The sequence below is a fragment of the Rhodovulum viride genome (assembly GCF_003265965.1).
Lineage (GTDB): Bacteria > Pseudomonadota > Alphaproteobacteria > Rhodobacterales > Rhodobacteraceae > Rhodovulum > Rhodovulum kholense.
In genome coordinates this window covers 145,645-166,299 of sequence record NZ_MUAV01000009.1, presented here as the reverse complement: position 1 = coordinate 166,299, position 20,655 = coordinate 145,645, and the positions used below count along the sequence as shown (strand labels likewise).

Sequence of the window (20,655 nt, the reverse complement as noted above, 5' to 3'; positions counted from 1 at the left end):
AATGGGTACGAGGGCGATCGTCCGGGGTGTCGGGCATTATCTTCCGGCGCGCGTTGTGGAAAACGCCGAATTCGAGGCGACGCTCGACACATCGGACGAATGGATCCGCTCGCGCTCGGGGATCGAACGGCGGCATTTCGCGGCCGAGGGCGAGACCACCTCGCAGATGGCCATCGCCGCCGCCCGCGCCGCGCTGGACGATGCCGGGCTCGGGCCCGACGACATCGACGCCATCGTGCTGGCGACCTCGACCGCCGATCTGACCTTCCCGTCCGCCGCGACCATGGTGCAGGCCGGGCTGGGCATGAGCCGGGGCTTTGCCTATGACGTGCAGGCGGTCTGCGCGGGCTTTGTCTTTGCCATGGCCAATGCCAATGCGATGATTTCTTCGGGCCTGGCCCGCCGCGTGATGGTGATCGGCGCCGAGACCTTCAGCCGGATCATGGACTGGACCGACCGCGGCACCTGCGTTCTGTTCGGCGACGGCGCGGGCGCGCTGATCCTCGAGGCGGCCGCGGGCACCGGTGCGGCCGCCGATCGCGGCATTCTCGCGGTCGATCTGAATTCCGACGGGCGCCACCGCGAGATCCTCTATGTCGATGGCGGGGTCTCGACCGGCACCACCGGGCATCTGGTGATGCATGGCAAGGAAGTCTTCCGCCATGCCGTCGAGAAACTGGCCGATACCGCCCATTCCGCGCTGGACAAGGCCGGGCTGGCCGGGACCGATGTCGACTGGCTGGTGCCGCATCAGGCCAATCTGCGGATCATCAAGGCCACCGCTCAGCGGCTGCACCTGCCGATGGAGAAGGTGATCGTCACCGTCCAGGACCACGGCAACACCTCGGCCGCGTCGATTCCGCTGGCGCTGTCGGTCGGGCGGCACGAAGGCCGGATCAAGGATGGCGATCTGGTCGTGACCGAGGCAATCGGCGGCGGCCTTGCCTGGGGATCGGTCGTCCTGCGCTGGTAGGCGCGCTTCGCGTGCCACCTTCGCCCGTCCCGTCAAGTTCCCCGTATTGACACGGAAAATCAAATCTACCTAAGGTTTTGGCAACCAAGGGTTTCAATATTTGCTGTCAGAGAATGGGGGAGATCATGGCAGGCAACACGCTGACGCGCATGGACCTGACCGAGGCGGTATTCCGCGAGGTCGGTCTGTCGCGCAACGAATCCGCATCCCTGGTCGAAAGTGTGCTGCAGCACATGTCCGACGCGCTGGTCCGGGGCGAGACGGTCAAGATCTCGTCCTTCGGGACCTTCTCGATCCGCTCGAAGGCGGCGCGGGTCGGGCGCAATCCCAAGACCGGGGAAGAGGTGCCGATCCATCCGCGGCGGGTGCTGACCTTCCGGCCCTCGCATCTGATGAAAGACCGCGTGGCGGCCGGCAACAAGGGCTGACCGGCATTGGCCACGGACAAGTCTCCCGAGGCCTTCCGGACCATCAGCGAGGTATCGACCTGGCTGGATACCCCGGCCCATGTCCTGCGGTTCTGGGAAAGCCGGTTCACGCAGGTCAAGCCGGTCAAGCGGGCGGGCGGGCGACGCTATTACCGGCCCGCCGACATGCTGCTGCTGGGCGGCATCAAGAAGCTCCTGCATGAAGACGGGATGACGATCCGCGGCGTGCAGAAGATCCTGCGCGAAGACGGGGTCAAGCATGTCGCGGCGCTGTCGCAGCCGCTCGACGACGAGGAAACCGTCGATATCGCAGGCGCCTTCTCGGACACCGACGAGCCGGACACCGAAGCGCCGATGGCGCTCGATGCCCAGGCCGAGGTGGCCGAAGTGCTGCCAATGCGGCGGCGTCCGCCGCCCGAACCCGACGAGGCGATCCTGCCCGGGCTCGAACTGCGGCGCCCTGCGCCAACACCAGCCCCAGCACCGGCTCCAGCCCCTGCACCGGCCGCCGCCCCGGCAGGGCGCCCTGCCCCTCCGCCCGACATCGCCGATGCCCCCTGGCCCCGGCAGGACCCGGACAGCGCCGCGGAGGACCTGGCCGAATCGGACGCCTGGGCCTCTCCGCCGCCGATGGCGGAGCCTCTGCCGCAGCCGACCCGGGACCCCGAGCCCGCGGTCGAACCGGACCACGCCCCCGAGCCGGAGGCCCCGATCGACCTCGCGCCTGCCGAGTCTGACTGGCCCGCCGACGCCGCCGACACGCCGGAACCGGCGCCCGAACCGGAACCGGAACCGGAACCGGACCCCGAACCGCAACCGCTTGGGACCGATCTGCCCGTCGCGGACCCCGAAGACGACGATCCCGCCTATGCGGCGTCAGGCCTGCCTGCCCGCAGCCAGCTGCTGCAACCGGGGCTGCGGCGCCATCTTGCCGCCGATCCCGAGGCCGCTCGCGGTGCCGTTGACCGGCTGAACGACGTCGCCCGGAGGATCGAGGCCGTCTCGCAGGACTGACGGCGCTTTCGGGCGGGATTTCTGTCTTGCCCCCGCCGTCAGACATGCTAAGAAGCGCCCCACGTCGGGCTATAGCGCAGGTGGTAGCGCGTCCGTCTGGGGGGCGGAAGGTCGCAGGTTCAAGTCCTGCTAGCCCGACCAATTCCCCCATCCGCCCGCGCCCTTCGGGGTCGCGGGCGGTTGTGTTTTCGGGGCCCCGCGCCGGGCCGAGGGAGGGACCCATGACCGCACCCGGCGTGCTGCCCGCACAGGAAATCCGCCATCTGATCGAGACCGGCGCCATCGGCCTTTCGGCCCCGCCCGATGCGGGCCAGGTCCAGCCCGCCTCGCTCGATCTGCGGCTCGGCGACCGTGCCTACCGGGTGCGCGCCTCGTTTCTGGCGGGCGAAGGCCGCAAGGTGGCCGACCGGATCGCCGATTTCGGGATGCATGAAATCGACCTCAGCCAGGGCGCGGTCCTCGAAAAGGGCTGCGTCTATGTCGTGCCGCTGATGGAGCGCCTCGCCCTGCCCCCGGGTATCCAGGCGGTCGCCAATGCCAAAAGCTCAACCGGGCGGCTCGATCTGCTGACGCGCACGATCACCGATGGCGGGGTCGAGTTCGACCGGATTCGCGCAGGCTATCGCGGCCCGCTTTACGCCGAGATCTGCCCGCGTTCTTTCTCGGTGCTGGTCCGGCCCGGCCAGCGCCTGAACCAGATCCGCTTTCGCGCCGGGCAGGCCGTGCTGTCCGACGACGAACTGCGTGCGCTTGATGCCGAGGCGCGTCTGGTGACCGGCGGCCCCGCCGTGATCGACGAGGGCCTTGGCTTTTCGGTCGATCTGCGGCCCGCCGGGGACGGCCTTGTCGGCTATCGCGCCAAGCCCCATTCCGGCGTCGTCGATCTCGACGGCATCGGCGCCCATGATCCCGCCGAGTTCTGGGAGGAGATCCGTTCGACCTCGGGCCGGATCATCCTCGATCCGGGCGCCTTCTATATCCTCGTCAGCCGCGAGGCGGTGCATATCCCGCCCGACTACGCCGCCGAGATGGCGCCCTATCTGGCCATGGTGGGTGAATTCCGGGTGCATTACGCGGGTTTCTTCGATCCGGGCTTCGGCCATGACGCGGCGGGCGGCGCGGGCTCGCGCGGCGTCCTCGAAGTGCGCTGCCACGAAGCGCCCTTCGTGCTGGAACATGGCCAGATCGTCGGCCGCCTCGTCTATGAACGGATGTCGGCCCGGCCAGACGCGCTGTACGGCCAGGGCATCGCGTCGAACTATCAGGGCCAGGGGCTGAAGCTGTCCAAGCATTTCCGGATGTAGGGGTCGTGTCGGAGACCCGACAAAACCCGACGCTTCCCCTCCGACACGCCTCTTCTTCTTGGCCCAAATACCCGATGCGCGCCCTCGGGCGCCCTTGAAACGCTGGTCTTTCGCGCCCCCGGTCCAATCCTGGCACGCTTCCTGCTTCATCCCCCATGAAGCAGGGAGACCCGGATGTCCGACGCGCTCAAGCAAACCGTGCAGGAAGCCTTCAACGAGCCCGGCTGCGCCACCAACCGCGCCAAGTCGGCCGAGGCCCGCAAGAAGGGCTGCGCCAAGCCGCTGACCCCGGGGGCCGCGGCGGGCGGCTGCGCCTTCGACGGCGCCATGATCACCCTGCAACCCATCGTCGATGTCGCCCATCTGGTTCATGCGCCGCTGGCCTGCGGCGGCAATTCCTGGGACAATCGCGGCTCGGCCTCGTCGGGCTCGATGCTGTACAAGACCGGCTTCACCACCGATCTCAGCGAACTCGACATCGTCATGGGCAAGGGCGAGAAGAAGCTCTATGCCGCGATCCGCGAGATCGTCGAAAAGCACGCCCCGCCCGCCGTCTTCGTCTATGCGACCTGCGTGACCTCGATGATCGGCGACGATATCGCGGCGGTCTGCAAGGCCGCGACCGAGGCCTTCGGCACCCCCGCGATCCCGGTCGACGTGCCGGGCTATGCCGGGTCCAAGAACCTCGGCTGCAAGCTCGCGGGCGAGATGATGTTTCGCCATGTGATCGGCACCATCGAGCCCGAACACACCACCGAGTGCGACATCAACATTATCGGTGATTACAACCTCAACGGCGAGCTCTGGCAGATCAAGCCGCTGCTCGACCGGCTTGGCATCCGCATCCTCGGGTCTCTGGCGGCCGATGCGCGTTACCGGCAGGTCGCGGTGATGCACCGGGCGCGCGTGACGATGCTGGTCTGTTCGCATGCGCTGATCGGGCTCGCGCGCAAGATGGAGGAAACCTGGGGCATCCCGTTCTTCGAGGGGTCCTTCTACGGAATCTCGGACACGTCCGAAGCTCTGCGCACGATGTGCCGGATGCTGGTCGAACGCGGCGCACCTGCCGATCTGATCGACCGCTGCGAGGCGCTGATCGCCGAGGAAGAGGCCAAGGCCCGGGCCGCTCTGGCACCGTACCGGCCGCGCGTCGAAGGCCGGCGGGTGCTGCTTTACACCGGCGGGCATAAAAGCTGGTCGGTGGTCTCGGCGCTGCAGGAACTGGGGATCGAGGTCGTCGGCACCTCGGTGCGCAAGGCCACCGAGGCCGACAAGGCCCGCGTCGTCCAGATCATGGGCGACGAAGCCCACATGTACGAGAACATGGCGCCGAAAGAGATGTACGCGACGCTCAAGGCCGCCAAGGCCGACATCCTGATGTCGGGCGCGCGCAGCCAGTTCGTGGCGCTGAAGGCGCGCACGCCCTGGATCGACGTGAACCAGGAAAAGCACGAACCCTATGCCGGCTACATGGGCATGGTGGATCTGGTCCGCGCCATCGACCGGTCGGTCAACAATCCCGTCTGGGAAGATGTCCGCCGCCCCGCCCCCTGGGACGACCCGCGGCCCGCGACCGGGCTTCGCCTCGCCGCCCAAGCCGACCCGGCCCCGGGTCCCGTCAATGACCCAAAAGAGTTCGAGGACTGCTGAGATGGCCCGCCTCACCCGCCCCCGCCGCGCCTTGTCGACCAACCCGCTGAAATCGAGCGCACCGCTGGGCGCCGCGATGGCCTATCTGGGCATCGAGGGCGCGGTGCCGCTGTTTCATGGCGCGCAGGGCTGCACCGCCTTTGCCATGGTCCATATGGTGCGCCACTTCAAGGAAGCGATTCCGCTGCAGACCACGGCGATGAACGAGGTCTCGACCATCCTCGGCGGCCCCGACCAGATCGAGGAGGCCATCGCCAATATCCGCAAGCGTGCCCATCCCCGCTTTATCGGCATCGCCTCGACCGCGCTGACCGAAACCCGCGGCGAGGACGTGCCGGGCGAGCTGCGCGAGATCCTGGCCCGGCGCAAGGATTTCGGCGATCTGAAGGTCGTCTATGCCTCGACCCCCGATTTCGAGGGCGCGATCGAGGATGGCTGGGCCGCCGCCGTCACCGCCATCGTCGAGGCGCTGGTGCCGGAACGCGACCCCGCGCGCTCCGAGACGGTCGCGCGTCAGGTCAACGTGTTGCCCTCGGCCAACGTCACCCCGGCCGAAATCGAGGAAATCGACCGCCTAATCCGCGCCTTCGACCTGACCCCGATCTTCCTGCCCGATCTCTCGACCGCGCTTGACGGCCATCTGGCCGAGGACTGGTCGGGGCGCTCGCTGGGCGGGACCCGGCTTGACGCGATCCCGGCCATGGCGAAATCGGTCGCGACCTTCGCCATCGGCGAAAGCATGCAAGGCGCGGCGCGGCTTCTGGGCCAGCGCGGCCATATGGAGGTGCAGGTCTTCCCGTCGCTGACGGGGCTGCGCGCCGTCGACAGCTTCGTCCATGCGCTGATGGCGCTGGCGGGGACCGCCGATGCGCCAGACGCGATCAAGCGCGACCGCGCCCGGCTGCAGGATGCGATGCTGGATGCGCATTTCCAGACCGGGGGCCTGCGCTATGCCATCGCCGCCGATCCCGACCTTGCCTATGCGCTGAGCTCGGCGCTGGCGGGCATGGGCGCCGAGGCGGTGGCCGTCGTCACCACCTCGGGCGCCAATCCCATCGTCGAGCTGATCCCGGCCGAAGAGGCCGTTCTGGGCGATCTCGGCGATCTCGAGGCCGGGGCGCGCAAGGGCGAGGCGAGCCTTCTGATCAGTCACGCCCATGGCCGCCACGCGGCCCAGGCGCTGGGCCTGCCGCTGGTGCGCGCGGGCTTTCCCATCAACGACCGGCTCGGCGCGCAGGATGTCTGCCGGGTCGGCTATCGCGGCACCCGCGCCTTCCTCTTCGAGGTGGCCAATGCGGTGCTGGCCCATCCGCATGCTGCGCGCCCCGAGGATTTCGGCGCCGCCCCCATCGACCCGGAGTTCGACCATGACCGCCCGCAGACTGCGCCTCATTGAGCCGGAGACAGACATGACCGACAGCGAAATCCCGCTGAAAATCGCCATTGCGACCAACGACATGGAGCGTCTCGACGCGCATTTCGGATCGGCCGCGAAATTCGCCGTCTACGAGGTGACGACCACGTCGTCGCGCCTGGTCGAGGTGCTGGAATTCGACACCGTGACCGACCAGAAGGGCGGCCATGACAATCTTGACGACCGGATCACCCCCAAGGTCGAGGCCCTGACCGGCTGCGCGCTGCTGTTCGTGCTGGCGATCGGCGGGCCTTCGGCCGCCAAGGTGGTGCGCGCGGGCATCCACCCGATCAAGCGCAAGGACCCCGAACCCATCGCCGAGGTCATCGCCCAGACCCAGACCATGCTGAAAGGCTCGCCCCCGCCCTTCCTGCGCAAGGTGCTGGGCCGGCCGCAGACCGATTTCGCTTCCGATTATGCCGAGGATTACAGCGAATGAGCAGCGAGGCCGACACCCTGCCCCGCGGCGGCGCGCTGCCGACCAGCGAATACCTGACCCAGCTGATCGCGGTGATCCGCGCCGAGGACACCCATGGCAGCTGGGACGGCAAGCCCGATGCCGAGATCCTGGCCGATTTCATCGTGACCAAGGAAGAACGCCGCGAGATCCCGATCATCTGCGACCCCGATCCCGACGTGCTCTGGCGGGTCGAGCGGTTCTACGACGCGGTCGCCCTTCTTCTGGAACGCCGGACCGGCGCCCAGGCCGCGCAGATGTCGCGGATCACCCATGAGGGCTTCGGGCGGATCGTGCTGATCTCGGGGCGGCTCGTCGTGCTGTCGAAACATGTGCGCGACATCCACCGCTTCGGCTTCGAGACCTTCGCCAGGCTGGCCGAAACCGGCGAGCAGCTGACGGCGGACGCGGCCGACATGGTGGCGCGCTTCCCCGAGGCCGCCCGGGCCTGAAGGCCGCGGCCGCAGGGTCCAGCCCACCGTGGTGCCCGGCCCCGGCCGGGCCCGTGTTCCGTTTTCGTCCCATCATCCCGAGGACAGCCGATGAGCCTTGAAGAGCTTGAAGCGAAAGTCAGGAAACTGTCGATGCGCGCCACCAACGCCAAGATGAACCTGCACGATCTGGCCGAGGAGCTTCCCGTCGACTGGCAGCGCATCCCCGAGGTCGCCGCCGAAACCCATCAGGTCTTCAAGGACCTGGAAGATGCACGCAACGCATTGAAAGCGGCCCGGAACGCCGCAGAGGAGGCCTGAGCCATGCCGATCACAGCCACGACCCGCGGCGGCACCGAATACATCCCCGAATTCCTGATGGCGATCGATCAGGGCAAATGCATCGGCTGCGGCCGCTGCTTCAAGGTCTGCGCCCGCAGCGTGCTGACCCTGAAGGGCGTCACCGACGAGGACGAGATCGTCGATCTCGACGACGAGGAATACGAAGACGAGATCGAGCGCAAGATCATGGTCATCGCCGATGGCGACGATTGCATCGGCTGCGGCGCCTGCGCCCGCGTCTGCCCCTCGGGCTGTCAGACCCACGCCCCGGCCTGAGCGGCCCGACCCCACATCGCCGACCGGCCCGATGAGCCGGCTCCCGCACCGGAGCCGGCTCGCCTCGTGTCGGGGGCCGGTGTGACCGGTCAGCCGGTCCGGTATCGATGGTTCGCACGGGACGATCCCGCAAGAGCCCGGCAGTCCCCATCGGCCTCAAACCTCGTGAACCAGCCCCCTCACGGCCGCCCGAAAAGGCAGGCCACGTCTTGCGCTCGGTATCAAACCATCTGGACCGCGCCGGGGGCGCTGCCCCCGGACCCCCGGGGTATTTCGGCCAAGAAGAAGACGCAAAATGTTCCTTTCTTCTTGGCGCAAATACCCTCCGCGCAGCGGCCGCGGCCCGCAGGGGCGCGGCCCGGCCCAAGGCCGGACAAGCGGGGCGAAAGCCCCGCGCAGGCCGGGCGCGGGAGAGTTCCCGGTTCTGACAATCTGCCGCAGTCCTCGTGTCGCATATCCGCCAAAGACCCCACCGACAAAGCCGACACTGTAAAGAACGGGGCAGGAAATCTCCTTGAAAGCAACGCTCTGAATTCTTGGCACGCTCATTGCTTAATTCCTGTCAGGGACCGAGACCGACAGGAGACAGCCATGATCCAGATCACCGAAGCCGCCAGAGACGCCATGGCCAGCGCGATCGAGGGCGCGGGCCAGCCCATCGCGGGGCTGCGCCTGATGGTGCAGTCGGGCGGCTGCGCAGGGCTGCAATATGCCATGGCGCTCGAGCTGACCCGCGAAGAGACCGATGCCGTGGTCGAGGCCGAAGGCGGGGTCACCGTTCTGATCGATCCCGACAGCCAGGGCTACCTGCTCGGCACCACCATCGACTTCGTCTCGGGGCTCGAGGGCTCGGGCTTCGTCTTCGACAATCCCAATGCCAAAAGCGGCTGCGGCTGCGGCAAATCCTTCTGCTGATGGACCCGGAGAGAGAGATGCTGGACTATTCCGAAATCCTCACCGACCATTTCCTGAACCCGCGCAACCGCGGCACGCTTGAGGGCGCCAATGCACTGGGCGAAGCCGGGGCGGTGCGCAGCGGCAATGCCTTCCGCCTGACCGTGAAAATCGAGGCCGGCCGGATCGCTGCCGCGATGTTCCAGTCGACCGGCGGCGGGCCCGAAGTCGCCGCGGGCTCGGCGCTGACCGAGCTGGTGATCGGCAAGGCGCTTGCCGAGGCCCGCAAGATCGATGCCGATGCCATCGAGGCCGCGCTGGGCGGGCTGCCCGCCGAGGACCGCTCGGCCGCCGAGGTCGCGGCCGAGGGCCTTGTCGCCGCGCTGAAGGATTACGCCCAGCCCCCGGCCTTCCGCGCCGCCCAGGGCATCCGCGTCGCCCAGCCGCTGGGCGTTGCCCCGATCAAGCCCGCCCTGCCCTCGAAGACCGGCGCCCCCAGGCTTTCGGCCGAGGAGGAACGCGCCCGGGTCGAGGCGGTGCTGGACGAGATGCGGCCCCGGTTTCGCGCCGATGGCGGCGATGTCGCCTTCCACGACATTCTGGGCCCCCGCGTCCGGGTGCATCTGAAGGGCAGCTGTTCGGGCTGCCAGCTGGCCGGGCTGACCCTCGGCGGCCTGCAGAAACGACTTGCCGAGGAACTCGGCCGGCCGGTCTTCGTCGTTCCCGCCCCCAGCCGCTAAGGACTGCCCCCATGACTGCCCCCTATGTCCCCGACCAGTTCACCCCCGCCCTGCCCCCGGCGCAGATCTGCGACACCACGCTGCGGGACGGCGAACAGGCGGCGGGCGTTGCCTTCTCGGCCGCCGAAAAAGTCGAGATCGCGGTGGCGCTCGACCGGGCGGGCGTGGCCGAGATCGAGCTGGGCGTGCCCGCCATGGGCATGGCCGAGGTCGCGGCGATCCGCGAGGCGGGCGCGCGTCTGACCCGCGCCCGGGGCGTCGCCTGGTGCCGGTTGCGCGACAGCGACCTGGAACTGGCGGCAATGACCGCGCTGTCGCGCATCCACCTGACGGTGCCCGCCTCGGACCGCCAGCTGGCGGGCAAGCTGGGGCGCGACCGCGACTGGGCGCTGAAAGAGGTCTCGCGGCTGGTCCGGCTGGCCGCGCGGGCGGGTTTTGCGGTCTCGGTCGGCGCCGAGGATGCCTCGCGCGCCGATATCGGCTTTCTCGCCCAGCTCGCGCAGGTCGCGGCCGAGGCGGGCGCGATCCGGATGCGGCTGGCCGACACGCTGGGGCTGATGGACCCGTTCGCGGCCCATACGCTGGTCTCGATCCTGGCGCCGGGGCCGTTGCCGCTGGAATTCCACGCCCATGACGATCTGGGGCTTGCCACGGCCAACACGCTGGCGGCGCATCGCGGCGGCGCGGCCTATCTGTCGGTGACCGTCAACGGTCTGGGCGAACGCGCGGGCAATGCCGCGCTGGAACAGGTCGTGGCAGCCCTTGCCGTTCAGGGCCGGCCGACCGGGGTCGCGCTCGATAGGCTCTGCGGGCTGTCGCAGATCGTCGCCCGGGCCTCGAACCGGCCGCTGTCGCCGACCCGGCCCATCGTCGGCGCTAATGTCTTCAGCCATGAAAGCGGCATCCATGTCGACGGGCTTCTGAAGGACCCCGGCACCTACGAGGCCCAGGCGCTGAGCCCGGCCCGCTTCGGCCGCGCCCGCGAAATCGTGCTGGGCAAGCATTCGGGGCTCGCTGCGCTGATCCAGGCGCTGGAGGCCGCCGGGCTGCCCTCGGACGAGACCACCGCGCGCGCCGTGCTGCCGCTTCTGCGCGACTGGGCCGACCGCGAAAAGCGCGCGGCCACCCCGGCCGATCTCATTCTTCTCACCGCCCGGGCCGAGGCGCTTGCCCGCCATCCCGGACCGACCGAAACCCAAGAACGGAGCCTGACATGACACGCCCCGCGTCCCGGCCGAGCATGCTCGACCAGCTCTACGCCCTGTCCTCGGCCGAAGACCTCTTCGCCTTTCTCGACCTGCCTTTCGATCAGGCGGTGCTCAACCGGGCGCGTCTGCATGTGATGAAACGGATGGGCCAGTATCTGGCCGAATCCGATCTCGGCCAGCTTGACGACGACGCCGTGCGCGCCGCCGCCCGCGCGGCCCTGCAAAAGGCCCATGCCGATTTCGAGAATTCCACCCCGCGCGCCCAGAAGGCGCTGAAGATCTACACGCAACCGCGCGGCAATGTCGTGCCGATGGAGGGGCTTCGGCTGTCTGTCCAATGAGCGAGAAACTCAACGAACCCGACTTCCCCGCCGCCGAGGCCATCGACGCGCCCGAAGAGCCCGTCGAGACCCGCAAGGGGCTCAACATCGTCGTCTGCATCAAGCAGGTGCCGGACTCGGCCCAGATCCGGGTTCACCCGGTCACCAACACGATCATGCGTCAGGGCGTGCCGACGATCATCAACCCCTATGATCTTTTCGCGCTCGAAGAGGCGATGCGGCTTCGGGACGATTACGGCGGGACGGTCACCGTCCTGACCATGGGTCCGCCCATGGCCGAGGACGCGCTGCGCCGCGCGCTGGGTCTTGGCGCCGACAAGGCGGTGCTGATCACCGACCGCCGCTTTGCCGGGTCGGACACGCTGGCGACCTCGTTCGCGCTGACCTCGGCGCTGACCAAACTGGCCGAAGAGGCGCCCATCGACATCGTCTTCACCGGCAAGCAGACCATCGACGGCGACACCGCGCAGGTCGGCCCCGGCATCGCCCGGCGGATGGGGCTGAACCAGCTGACCTATGTCTCGGCCATCGACTCGCTGGAAACCGAGGCCGCCACCATCACCGTGCGCCGCCGGTCCGAGGGCGGGGTTCAGGTGCTGCAATCGAAGCTGCCCTGCCTCATCACCATGCTCGAGGACACCAACCACCTGCGCCGCGGCACCCTGCAGGACATGCTGCGCGCCGCCCGCGCGCCGCTGACGGTCTGGTCGGCCGACGATGCCGGCATCGAGGACCCGATGAAATGCGGACTGCGCGGCTCGCCCACGGTCGTCAAGCGCGTCTTCGCGCCCCAGCCCCGCGCCGAGAAGGCCGAGATGGTCGCCGTCGAGGGCAAGACGCCCGCCCAGATCGGCGACGCGATCCTCGACGTCCTCTTCGCGAAGAGCCCGAAACTCGAGGCGGACGTGTCCGCCAAGATCACTGCGTAAGGAGATCGCGTGATGGCACAAGCTCCGCAAAACCCCGCCAGCAGCCGCGCTGCGATGCAGATGCAGCTGGCCGAGAAATTCAAGAGCTACAAGCATGTCTGGGTCTTCGTCGAGATCGAGCGCGGCAAGGTCCACCCGGTGTCGTGGGAGTTGATGGGCGAAGGCCGCAAGCTGGCCGATGACCTGGGCGTCGATCTGTGCGGCGTCGTTCTGGGGCCGCGCGACGAGGGCACCAAGCAGGCGATCAAGGAGGCCTATCACTACGGCGCCGATGTCTGCTACATCTGCGAGGACCCGCTGCTCGCCGATTACCGCAACGAGCCCTATACCCGGGCGATGACCGATCTGGTCAACAAGTACCAGCCCGAGATCCTGCTCTTGGGCGCGACGCCTCTGGGTCGCGATCTGGCGGGGTCGGTCGCGACCACGCTGCAAACCGGTCTGACGGCCGACTCGACCGAACTGAGGATCGCCGACGACAAGTCGCTGGCCGCGACCCGGCCGACCTTCGGCGGCACGCTTCTGTGCACCATCCATACGCTGAACCACCGCCCGCAGATGGCGACGGTGCGGCCCCGCGTGATGGCGATGCCCGAACCCGACACCTCGCGCTCGGGCCGGATGGTCTGGCATTCGCTGCGGATGAAGGAAGACGACATCGTCACCAAGGTGCTGGAATTCGTCTCGGACGCGCAGGTCGAGAAGGCCAACCTTGCCTATGCCGATATCGTGGTCGCGGGCGGCATGGGGCTGCAACAGCCGCAGAACCTCGCACTGGTGCAGCGGCTGGCCGCGGTGCTGGGCGCCGAATGGGGCGTGTCGCGTCCGCTGGTGCAGAAGGGCTGGGCGCCGGCCGAACGCCAGATCGGCCAGACTGGCAACACGATCCGGCCGAAGCTTTACATCGCCGCCGGGATCTCGGGCGCGATCCAGCACCGGGTGGGTGTCGAGGGGGCGGACCTGATCATCGCGATCAATACCGACCCCGAGGCCAAGATCTTCGAATTCGCCCATCTGGGCGTGGTGGCCGACGCGCTGACCGTGTTGCCGGCCCTGACCGACGCCTTCGCCCGCCGCCTTTCGGCGCGTGCGATGGCCAGCTGAGAGGACTGACCGATGCCTGCTGAACATTTCGATGCCATCGTCGTCGGGGCCGGTCCGTCCGGCAACGCGGCGGCCTACACGATGGGCAAGGCGGGACTGAACGTGCTGCAGATCGACCGGGGCGAATATCCCGGCTCGAAGAACGTGCAGGGCGCGATCCTCTATGCCGATGCCCTGGAACGCATCATCCCCGATTTCCGCGAGACCGCGCCGCTGGAACGCCATGTGGTGGAACAGCGGTTCTGGATGCTGTCGGAGAAATCCCACACCGGCACCCATCACCGGTCGGACACCTTCAACGAGGAAAAACCCAACCGCTACACGATCCTGCGCGCGCAGTTCGACAAGTGGTTTTCCAAGCAGGTGCGCGAGGCCGGGGTCACGCTGATCACCGAGACCACGGTGACCGAGCTGGTCAAGAACGAGGCCGGCAAGGTCATCGGCGTGCTGACCGACCGCGAGGGCGGCCCGGTCTATGCCGATGTGGTGGTGCTGGCCGAGGGCGTGAACGGGCTCGTGGGCCAGCGGTCCGGCCTGCGGAGCGAGATCAAGCCGCAGCATGTGGCGCTTGCGGTCAAGGAAACCCATTTCCTGCCCGAGGAAACCGTGCGCGAGCGCTTCAACCTCGCCGACGAGGACGAGGGCGTGGTGATCGAGGTGCTGGGGTCGGTGTCTTCCGGCATGGTCGGGACCGGGTTCCTTTACACCAACAAGGAATCGATCTCGATCGGCGTCGGCTGTCTGGTCGCCGACTTCGCCCGCGAGAAGATCCCGCCCTACGAGCTGCTCGACCGGTTCAAGAACCACCCCTCGGTCAAGCCGCTGCTGAAGGGCGCCGAGATGAAGGAATATGTCGCCCACCTGATCCCCGAGGGCGGCTATGACGCGATCCCGCAGCTCACGGGCGACGGCTGGCTGATCGTGGGCGATGCCGGGCAGTTCGTGAACGCGGTCCACCGCGAGGGCTCGAACCTGGCGATGACCTCGGGGCGGCTGGCGGGCGAAAGCCTGATCGCGCTGAAGGCGCAGGGGCTGCCCGCAACGAACGAGAACCTCAAGCTGTATCGCGACGCGCTGGAAGACAGCGTCGTGATCAAGGACCTCAAGAAATACCGCAAGATACCGGGGCTGCTCGAGAAGAACCGGCAGCTCTTCACCACCTATCCCGCCTTGCTCAACCGCTCGATGAACGCTTTCCTGCGGGTCGACGGTCGCGACAAGCGGTCCAAGGAGACCGAGATCCTGAAGGGTCTCAAGAAAGCCCGTGGCAACTGGCTCAATGTTGCCTTTGATATGCTTAAAGTGGCGAGGGCCTGGCGATGACGGACAAGACCAACGGCAGCAAATCCCCCCGCATGGAAGAGCGGCTTTATCAGAACCGCTACCAGGTGGACGAGGGCCGGCCGCATGTGAAGATCAACCATCAGGCGGGCGGCGACAGCGAAGAGCTGAAGGCGTTGACCAAGATCTGCCCGGCGGGCTGCTACTCGATCAACGAGGACGGCCAGGTCGAGGTGGCGGCGGATGGCTGCATGGAATGCGGCACCTGCCGGATCGTGTGCCAGGCCACGGGCGAACTGGAATGGTCCTATCCGCGCGGCGGCTACGGGATCCTCTTCAAGTTCGGCTGAGTGCCGCGAGATGAGGCAGCCCGGCCGTTCCTCTGCGGCCGGGCGCCCGCGTGCAGGGCCTTCGGTCCCGGGCCGGGGCGATGCCATCATTGCCCGCCGCGCCCGTTTCCGTGCTAGGATGCTGCCATGGAGATGACAGTTTCCCAGCGCCAGACCCAGGGTCTGGCCATGACCGCGAAGATGCAGGCGGCGCTCAAGATCCTGCAGATGACCGCGGTCGACCTGTCGGCCTATCTGGCCGAGGAGGCGCTGGAAAATCCCTGCCTCGAGGTGTCGGTGCCGCAGGCCTTGCGCGCGGTGCCGACGGGCGTCGCGGGCCGCGGCGCGGGGTCCGATTTCGATGCCATCGCGGCGCTCGCCTCGGACAAGCCCAGCCTCTACGACCACGTCTTCCGCCAGATCGCGCTGGCCTTTCCCAATCCGCGCCTCGCCCGCGTGGCCGAGGCCTTCGCCGAGGCGCTGGAGCCCACCGGCTGGCTGGGCGCCGCCCCCGAGACCGTGGCCGCCGCGACCCGGGTGCCGCTGAGCGTGGCCGAGGCGGTGCTGGCGCGGCTGCAGCAATTCGAACCGGCGGGGCTTTTCGCCCGGGGACTGGCCGAATGCCTCAGGCTGCAGGCCGAGGATCGGGGCATGCTGACCTGGGAACTGTCGGTGATCCTCGACAATCTCGACATGGTCGCCGAGGGCCGGATCGACGCGCTGGCCGACCTGTGCGACGGCACCCCCCAGGACGTGCGCAACGCGCTGCGGTCCATTCGCGGGCTCGACCCCAAGCCGGGGCTGGCCTTCGCCGCGGCCGAACCGCCGATCCTGCCGCCCGATCTTCGGGTGATCCGCAAGGACGGCACCTGGGCGGTCGAGCTGAACCGCTCGAGCCTGCCCGCAATCAAGATCACCGAGCCTCCGGACACCGGGCGCGATGCCGCCGCCCGGACCTTCATGGCCCGCGCCCGGTCGCGCGCGCAGTGGCTGGCCCGGGCGGTCGAGCGGCGGCATTCGACGCTGCTGGCGGCGGCGGTCTGTCTGGTGCGGCGGCAGACCGACTATCTGGACAGCGGGCCGCGCCATCTGCGCCCGCTCAGCACCGAGGACGTCGCCGAGGAACTGGGGTTGCATGCCTCGACCATCAGCCGCGCGGTCCAGCACCGGATGATCGAGACGCCCCGGGGCACGGTGCCGCTGCGGGCCTTCTTCAGCCGCGCCTTCACGCCCGGATCGGGCGAGGACGGGCCGTCGCAGGACGCGCTGATCGCGCTGGTGGGCGACATCGTGGCGAAGGAAAACCCCGCCCGGCCGTTGTCCGACGCCGCCATCGTGGCCCAGGCCAAGGCGGCGGGCTTTACGCTGGCCCGCCGCACCGTCGCGAAATACCGCGACGTGCTGGGCATTCCATCCTCCTACGACCGGCGGCACACGGCGCGGCTGTCGGCCTGAGCGTCACGCGCTGCCGAAGGCCTCGACCAGCCCCCTCGCCCCGTTTCGCAGCGACAGCATGTCGACGCCGACCGCAGTGAACCCGGTGCCAAGCGCGATGCACCGCCGGGCGAAATCGGGATCGAGCGTCAGGATGCCCGAGGGCACGCCCACGGCCTTCAGCCGGGCGATGGCGCCTTCGATGGCCGCAACCACGGCGGGATGTTCGGGCTGGCCCGGATAGCCCATGCTGGCCGAAAGATCCGCCGGGCCGATGAAGATGCCGTCGACGCCCTCGACGGTCGCGATCTCTTCCAGCCGGTCAAGCGCCGCGGCGGTCTCGACCTGCAGGATCAGGCACAGCTCGTCCTCGGCGCGGCGGCTGTAGTCCTCGACCAGCCCGTAGCGGCTGGCCCGCGTCATGCCCGCGACACCCCGCAGCCCGCGCGGCGGATAGCGCATCGCGCGGACCGCCGCCTCGGCCTCGTCGCGCGACTGCACATAAGGCAGCATCAGCGTCTGCGCGCCCTGATCGAGATGGCGCTTGATCAGCACCCAGTCGTTGATCGCCGGTCGGACCACGGCCGAAGCCGCCGGATAGCCCGCCACCGCCTGCAGCGCGGGCAGCGCGTCCGTCACCTCCATAGCGCCGTGTTCGGTGTCGATCACGATCCAGTCGAAGCCGCAGGCGGCAAGACATTCGGTGACCGTCGGATGCGGGATCGCGTTCCACACCCCAAGCTGATGGCGCCCCTCCCTCAGCCCCGCCTTGAACCTGTTGACCGGATTTTCCATGCGTCTCCTCCCGCTTGCCCGTGACCGGGCGCAGGCTGCGACGCGGCCGGGCCGGGGTCAAGCCCGGACCGGCGGCCGGTCCCGGCGGATCAGGTCTCGCGGAAGGCGCGCTCGAAATAGACCGCGAGCGGGTGCAGCAGATAGGACAGAGGCGAGCGGTCGCGGGTGCGGATGAAGGATTCGACCGGCATGCCGGGCACCAGCTCGACATTCGGAAGCGCCGCCATCTCGTCGATATCGGGCTGGATCACCACCTCGTAATAGGTGGCGCGCGTCGCCTCGTCGGTCAGCGCATCGGCCGAGACCCGCAGCACGGTGCCCGAGACATTGGGAGTCGTGCGACTGTCGAAGGTGGTGAATTTCAGCGAGACCGGCTGGCCCGGGAACACCTCGTCGATATCGGTGGTCTCGACCTTGGCCGAGACCAGCAGCGCCTGACCGCCCGGCACGACATACATCATCGGTTCGGCCGCCTGCACCACCGAGCCCAGGGCAAACACCTTCGACCCGAAGACGACCCCGTCGACCGGGCTGCGCACATCGAGCCGCGACAGCCGTTCGGTCAGGCTCAGCCGCCGTTCCTGCAGCTCGATTTCCGAGTATTGCAGGTCGCGGAGCGTGGTGATCGCGTCCTCGCGGCGGCTTTCCTGAAGCCGAAGCCCCTGCACCGCCAGTTCGGAGATCTTGGCGCGCAGCTCGGCCTCCTGCGAGGTCAGCCGGCCGATATCGCCCTCAAGCCCGGCCTCTTCGCGCTGCAGGGCCAGAACCTGGCTCGCGGGCACGAGGTTCTGCTTGTAAAGCGTCATCTTGTCGGCCAGTTCCTTCTCGATCAGGGCAAGCTGCTTGACCAGCGCCCCCTGCTGAGACCCGGTGCCGTCGATCTGGTTCTCGATCTGCACGGTCTGTTCGTGCAGCTGGTCCAGTTCCTGCGCCTGCGCGGCCTTGCGCGCGGCGAACAGCCGGGTCTGGCCGTCGATATGTTCGGCCACCCAGACCGGCTCGATGTTGCTGAAACTGTCGAGCCCGCTGAAATCGGGGCTGTCGACGCCGTCGCGTTCGGCCACCAGACGGGCCTTGCGGGCCTGAATTTCAAGAAGCTGGCGTTCGACGATCATCAGTTCGGACCGCAGGAAGGTGCCGTCGAGCCGCACGAGAACCTGACCCGCCGCGACCGTGTCGCCATCCTTGGCCAGGATCTCGCCCACCACGCCGCCATCGGCATGCTGCACGACCTGGCGTTCGGATTCGACCTTGACCGTGCCCGGCGCCACCACCGCGCCCGCGATGTTGGTGGCCACGCTCCAGACGCCGATGCCGCCGACCAGGCAGACCACGGCGATCATGCCCACCACCAGCGGCAGCCGGGCGCTGATCTGCGATTTCGCACTCATCCCTGCGCCTCCTTCTGCGGCACCACGTTCACGCGCGCCGCGCCCATGGCGCGCTGCACCTCGGGCGCGTTGCGGATCACGCTTTTCAACACCTCGTCGCGCGGACCCAGCGCCTTTTGCTGGCCCGCATCGATCACCATCAGCCGGTCGCAGACCGCGATGGCGGTCGGCCGGTGGGTCATGATCAGGACCGACTTGCCGGCCCGCTTCATGTCGACAACGACCGCGTTCAGCGCCTCGGACCCGTCGGCATCGAGCGCCGAGTTGGGCTCGTCCAGCACCAGCAGCACCGGGTCGTGATACAGCGCCCGCGCCAGCGCCAGCCGCTGGCGCTGACCGCCCGACAGAAGCCCGCTGCCCTCGATCAGCATGGTGTCGTAGCCCTGCGGCAGCTTGAGGATGATGTCATGCACCCGCGCCAGCGTGGCCGCCTGCACGACCCGCGCCGGATCGGGGTTCAGTTCCATATGGGCGATGTTCTCGGCCACCGTGCCGTCGAAGAAGCGCACCTCCTGCGGCAGGCAGCCCATCACCCGGCCCAGCCGTTCGTGTCCGTACTGATCAAGCGTCGCGCCCGCCAGCCGGACCTCGCCGGTGGTGGGCGGCAACAGGCCCTGGATGATCCGCGCCAGCGTGGTCTTGCCGACGCCGCTTTTGCCGATCACGCCCAGCGCCTCGCCGGGATTGAGCTCGAAGCTGATGCCCTGCAGCACCGGCGGCGCGCCGGGCGCCGAGGCGCGCAGGCCGATATTCGTCACCGTCAGCTGCGCGACCGGATCGGGCAACTGGGTCGGCTGGATCCGCTCGGGCACCGATTGCAGGAACTCGCCCAGCGTCTTCCAGCCGCTGCGGGCGCGCTGGATCAGCGCCCACTGGCCAAGCACCTGCTCGATGGGCGCGAGGGCCCGGCCCATCAGGATCGACGAGGCGATCATCGCGCCCGGCGTCACCGCGTGCTGCAGCACCAGATAGGCGCCCAGCGCCAGAAGCCCCGATTGCAGGAAGAACCGGAAGGCGCGCGAGAAACTGGCAAGCGTGCCGCTGCGGTCATTGGCATCCATGCCCTCGGCGCTGGCATCCTCCTGCATCCGCGCCCAGCGGTCGGCCATGACCGAGGCCATGCCCTGCGACCAGATCAGCCCGCCACCCTCTTCGGCCTGCCGTGCCAGCCGCGCCGCGCGCGAGGATTTGGCCTGCGACCGTTCCAGCGCCCCATTCGTGACCCAGCGGTTGACCAGCGTGGCGAGGATCAGCACCGCGCCGCCGCCGATGGCCGCCAGCCCCAGCAAGGGGTGGAACAGGAAGATCGCGGCCAGGAAGAATGGCGTCCAGGGCATGTCGAACAGCGCCAGAAGCACCGGCGCCGCAAACAGGTTCCGGATCGCGTCGAGATCGCCGATGGCGGTCGCGCCCGGCCCCTGCCCGCCGCGCAGCGCCGCGCGTTCTACCATGGCCGAGAACACCCGCCGCGCCAGCGCCGCCTGCAGCCGCGCGCCGATCCGGGCCATCACCCGGCCGCGGGCATAGTCGAGCAGCCAGTAGAAGAGATAAAGCGCCCCCACCAGGATGAAGAGCGCGACCAGCGTCTCTTCGGAGCGCGAGCCCAGCACCCGGTCGTAGACCTGCAGCATGAACAGCGGCCCGGTCAGCATCAGCAGGTTGGTGAAGACGCTGAAGACCAGCACCGCGAAAAGAAGCCCGCGGCTTTGCGCCCGGCCCAGTGTCAGTTCCTTCTGCGGGGTCCTGAGGCTCATCGCGCGGCCCCCGCATCGCGGCCCGCTGCGGGCACAGGATCGGGTCCCCGACCCGGCGCAGTGAAGAACTGGCGGAACAGGCAGGCGGCAGGCTGGCGGGGCCTCATCTGGCGTCCTTTCGGTTCGGCCCCGTTGGCGCGCGGGGCCACGTGCCGCAGTCAAAACG

Annotated in this window: 22 protein-coding genes and 1 tRNA gene; 20 read left to right on the top strand and 3 right to left on the bottom strand. The window is 68.4% G+C overall.

All coding sequences use genetic code 11. From position 1 onward, the window contains the following. Nucleotide 1: 1 nt before the first annotated feature. The 20 genes from BYZ73_RS10015 to rpoN all read left to right on the top strand — a co-directional run bounded on the left by BYZ73_RS10015 (nt 2) and on the right by rpoN (nt 16,570). Nucleotides 2–973, top strand: a complete 972-nt coding sequence (locus tag BYZ73_RS10015; protein WP_112315837.1) for a beta-ketoacyl-ACP synthase III — start codon at nt 2–4, stop codon at nt 971–973. Nucleotides 974–1,098: 125 nt separating this feature from the next. Further along, entirely contained in the window at nt 1,099–1,401 is a 303-nt protein-coding gene (ihfA, locus tag BYZ73_RS10010; protein WP_075787578.1) for an integration host factor subunit alpha, read from the top strand. Between the two features lie 6 nt (nt 1,402–1,407). Then, nucleotides 1,408–2,415 (top strand): MerR family transcriptional regulator, encoded by a 1,008-nt coding sequence (locus BYZ73_RS23790; RefSeq protein ID WP_245943111.1) that lies wholly within the window; start codon nt 1,408–1,410, stop codon nt 2,413–2,415. Between the two features lie 65 nt (nt 2,416–2,480). After that, nucleotides 2,481–2,556, top strand: a tRNA-Pro gene (locus tag BYZ73_RS10000). A gap of 80 nt (nt 2,557–2,636) precedes the next feature. After that, the gene (locus tag BYZ73_RS09995; RefSeq protein ID WP_108027680.1) at nt 2,637–3,719 is read left to right on the top strand and encodes a 2'-deoxycytidine 5'-triphosphate deaminase; all 1,083 of its coding nucleotides are present in this window, start codon (nt 2,637–2,639) and stop codon (nt 3,717–3,719) included. A 174-nt stretch (nt 3,720–3,893) separates the two neighbouring features. After that, entirely contained in the window at nt 3,894–5,369 is a 1,476-nt protein-coding gene (gene nifE / locus BYZ73_RS09990; RefSeq protein ID WP_112315836.1) for a nitrogenase iron-molybdenum cofactor biosynthesis protein NifE, read from the top strand. A 1-nt stretch (nt 5,370) separates the two neighbouring features. Beyond that, nucleotides 5,371–6,765, top strand: coding sequence for a nitrogenase iron-molybdenum cofactor biosynthesis protein NifN (gene nifN, locus BYZ73_RS09985; protein ID WP_112315835.1), 1,395 nt, complete (start codon nt 5,371–5,373; stop codon nt 6,763–6,765). A 13-nt stretch (nt 6,766–6,778) separates the two neighbouring features. Next, nucleotides 6,779–7,222, top strand: a complete 444-nt coding sequence (gene nifX, locus BYZ73_RS09980; protein WP_181498016.1) for a nitrogen fixation protein NifX — start codon at nt 6,779–6,781, stop codon at nt 7,220–7,222. After that, on the top strand, nt 7,219–7,692 hold the full coding sequence (locus tag BYZ73_RS09975; protein ID WP_108027684.1) for a NifX-associated nitrogen fixation protein: 474 nt from the start codon (nt 7,219–7,221) through the stop codon (nt 7,690–7,692). Before nifX ends, BYZ73_RS09975 begins: the two co-directional genes overlap by 4 nt. 90 nt (nt 7,693–7,782) lie before the next feature. Beyond that, nucleotides 7,783–7,992: a CCE_0567 family metalloprotein gene (locus BYZ73_RS09970; protein WP_108027685.1), complete on the top strand. Its 210-nt coding sequence runs from the start codon at nt 7,783–7,785 to the stop codon at nt 7,990–7,992. A 3-nt stretch (nt 7,993–7,995) separates the two neighbouring features. After that, entirely contained in the window at nt 7,996–8,289 is a 294-nt protein-coding gene (fdxB, locus tag BYZ73_RS09965) for a ferredoxin III, nif-specific (RefSeq protein WP_108027686.1), read from the top strand. Between the two features lie 591 nt (nt 8,290–8,880). After that, nucleotides 8,881–9,204, top strand: coding sequence for a HesB/IscA family protein (locus BYZ73_RS09960; RefSeq protein WP_108027687.1), 324 nt, complete (start codon nt 8,881–8,883; stop codon nt 9,202–9,204). After that, complete coding sequence (locus BYZ73_RS09955; RefSeq protein ID WP_245943110.1) at nt 9,204–9,923, top strand: NifU family protein; 720 nt, start codon at nt 9,204–9,206, stop codon at nt 9,921–9,923. The genes BYZ73_RS09960 and BYZ73_RS09955 overlap by 1 nt, the downstream gene beginning before the upstream one ends. Before the next feature lie 11 nt (nt 9,924–9,934). Next, a complete protein-coding gene (gene nifV, locus BYZ73_RS09950) occupies nt 9,935–11,140 on the top strand; it encodes a homocitrate synthase (RefSeq protein ID WP_112315832.1) in 1,206 nt (401 codons plus the stop codon). Beyond that, nucleotides 11,137–11,472 carry a nitrogenase-stabilizing/protective protein NifW gene (locus BYZ73_RS09945; protein ID WP_108027690.1) on the top strand — a complete coding sequence of 112 codons (336 nt, stop codon included), beginning with the start codon at nt 11,137–11,139 and terminating at the stop codon, nt 11,470–11,472. Before nifV ends, BYZ73_RS09945 begins: the two co-directional genes overlap by 4 nt. Beyond that, complete coding sequence (locus BYZ73_RS09940) at nt 11,469–12,401, top strand: electron transfer flavoprotein subunit beta/FixA family protein (RefSeq protein ID WP_108027691.1); 933 nt, start codon at nt 11,469–11,471, stop codon at nt 12,399–12,401. Before BYZ73_RS09945 ends, BYZ73_RS09940 begins: the two co-directional genes overlap by 4 nt. A 12-nt stretch (nt 12,402–12,413) precedes the next feature. Further along, nucleotides 12,414–13,505: an electron transfer flavoprotein subunit alpha/FixB family protein gene (locus tag BYZ73_RS09935; protein ID WP_112315831.1), complete on the top strand. Its 1,092-nt coding sequence runs from the start codon at nt 12,414–12,416 to the stop codon at nt 13,503–13,505. Between the two features lie 12 nt (nt 13,506–13,517). Then, nucleotides 13,518–14,828 carry an FAD-dependent oxidoreductase gene (locus tag BYZ73_RS09930; protein WP_112315830.1) on the top strand — a complete coding sequence of 437 codons (1,311 nt, stop codon included), beginning with the start codon at nt 13,518–13,520 and terminating at the stop codon, nt 14,826–14,828. Next, nucleotides 14,825–15,136 carry a ferredoxin family protein gene (locus BYZ73_RS09925; RefSeq protein ID WP_108027693.1) on the top strand — a complete coding sequence of 104 codons (312 nt, stop codon included), beginning with the start codon at nt 14,825–14,827 and terminating at the stop codon, nt 15,134–15,136. Before BYZ73_RS09930 ends, BYZ73_RS09925 begins: the two co-directional genes overlap by 4 nt. Nucleotides 15,137–15,262: 126 nt before the next feature. Then, nucleotides 15,263–16,570, top strand: coding sequence for an RNA polymerase factor sigma-54 (rpoN, locus tag BYZ73_RS09920; protein WP_112315829.1), 1,308 nt, complete (start codon nt 15,263–15,265; stop codon nt 16,568–16,570). Nucleotides 16,571–16,573: 3 nt separating this feature from the next. Here the strand turns inward: rpoN and BYZ73_RS09915 are convergent, their stop codons facing one another. From BYZ73_RS09915 to BYZ73_RS09905, 3 genes are all read right to left on the bottom strand, one after another. Continuing rightward, complete coding sequence (locus tag BYZ73_RS09915; RefSeq protein ID WP_112315828.1) at nt 16,574–17,344, bottom strand: HpcH/HpaI aldolase family protein; 771 nt, start codon at nt 17,342–17,344, stop codon at nt 16,574–16,576. Nucleotides 17,345–17,433: 89 nt separating this feature from the next. Continuing rightward, entirely contained in the window at nt 17,434–18,735 is a 1,302-nt protein-coding gene (locus BYZ73_RS09910) for an HlyD family type I secretion periplasmic adaptor subunit (protein ID WP_108027696.1), read from the bottom strand. Then, entirely contained in the window at nt 18,732–20,489 is a 1,758-nt protein-coding gene (locus BYZ73_RS09905; RefSeq protein WP_112315827.1) for a type I secretion system permease/ATPase, read from the bottom strand. Before BYZ73_RS09905 ends, BYZ73_RS09910 begins: the two co-directional genes overlap by 4 nt. Between the last annotated feature and the right edge of the window lie 166 nt (nt 20,490–20,655).